General features: G+C 60.5%; 3 protein-coding genes. All 3 read right to left on the bottom strand.

The genetic code is table 11. The features are described from left to right. Nucleotides 1–172: 172 nt before the first annotated feature. Nucleotides 173–418, bottom strand: a complete 246-nt coding sequence (locus ACYP5B_RS04710) for a hypothetical protein (RefSeq protein ID WP_459568741.1) — start codon at nucleotides 416–418, stop codon at nucleotides 173–175. Further along, nucleotides 390–896 (bottom strand): hypothetical protein, encoded by a 507-nt coding sequence (locus ACYP5B_RS04705; protein WP_459568740.1) that lies wholly within the window; start codon nucleotides 894–896, stop codon nucleotides 390–392. Before ACYP5B_RS04705 ends, ACYP5B_RS04710 begins: the two co-directional genes overlap by 29 nt. 8 nt (nucleotides 897–904) lie before the next feature. Beyond that, nucleotides 905–1,267 (bottom strand): TraM recognition domain-containing protein (locus ACYP5B_RS04700; protein ID WP_459568739.1); only part of this gene is annotated, 363 nt, incomplete at its 5' end.

Genomic DNA, 1,267 nt, shown 5'->3' with positions numbered 1-1,267 from the left:
GGCTAGATCGTTGGCCCGGTTTTCCCCGAACACGGATTCGACCGAAGCCTGCTCAGCGGCATCGATCTCGAAGTGCCTGTCATCGGGCAGCACGGGCGCGAGTGTCGCCAGTAATACGGGCGTGACGACCAGCCACAGGCGCATGTGCGAAGCAAAACGACTGTTGGACATATCAGCGCAGCAGGGAATGAAGGACCAGGCACGGAATCGCGATGAAAGCGAGAAGGCCACCCCAAAACTGTGCGGGGCGATCCTGTTCGAACTTCACTAGCGCCATCGCGAAGGCATGCCGGCCCTGGGTGAACCCTTCCGGTACCGGGGTATCGGCGTCGTTGGCGCGCACCCAAGCGCGCATGTCCGCAACCTCAGCGGGCGCGAGGCGGGCGAGCTTAGCAATGAGCGTGTTGGCTAATGGCATCGTATTCCTCGAAATAGCGGCGGAAGGTCGGTCCCTTGAGGACGCGGGCGGCTAACTGAAAAGCGGCGCTGCGCGGCGTGATCGGCTCGGGGCATGGCTCATCGACCATGCGGCAGACATAACCCGGCAACTGGCGCGCTTCGAACAACGGGATCGGTTCCAGGAACGGGGCCCAGACGTTGTACTTCTCGCCCTTGAAGGCTGCATAGCGCTTGGCATACAACTCGTGCGATCGCGCAAAGAGGCCGCGCATGAAGGCGACATTGCCGTCACCGGCCTTGCGCTCGACCTTGTAGCCGGCGAGCGCGTCCATCAGCATTTCCTTCACCAGCGGCTCGTCGCGCACGATGAAGTTCAGGCCGATGAAGTCCACGAGCCGGGTGCAGACGTCGTCCAACTCCGGGAAACAGAGGAAGACGGGCGACAGTTTGGCCGACAGCTTGTGCTGCTTGACGATCTGGCGAAACAGGCTGGACATGTGCGAACTTATCCTTCGATGATGGGGATGCGACCCTGGTAGGCGGCGCCACCGGAGACCCGCAGGAAATACTGGAGGTTGGGCAACTTGGTAATCAGCTCGACTGGAATCATGGGCACCTTTTCCAGTTGCCGGGAACGAGACACCGAGCCGCTGAATTCGCCCAAGTGGGCTTCACTGCCGGTGCTGGTGCTGCTGGATTGAACGATGTTGGTGATGCCGGTTTCGCCCACCTTGTCCGAGAACCACTGCGCCGTGTCGGTGTCTTCCAATCGTAAGATGATCTGGTTGTTTAAGTTCGCCAAGACCTGCAGCATTTTTGCTGCGTTACCGAGTTTCGCCTCCAAATCCGAGCGGCTCTGGAAGGCGAC

The organism is Cupriavidus sp. 8B (genome assembly GCF_054589115.1).
This window is presented reverse-complemented; position numbering and strand designations above follow the sequence as displayed.

What these genes read in the sequence shown, in the direction of transcription:
- ACYP5B_RS04705 (WP_459568740.1), bottom strand. Translation starts at nt 896, where the DNA reads ATGTCCAGCCTGTTTCGCCAGATCGTCAAGCAGCACAAGCTGTCGGCC.
- ACYP5B_RS04710 (WP_459568741.1), bottom strand. Translation starts at nt 418, where the DNA reads ATGCCATTAGCCAACACGCTCATTGCTAAGCTCGCCCGCCTCGCGCCC.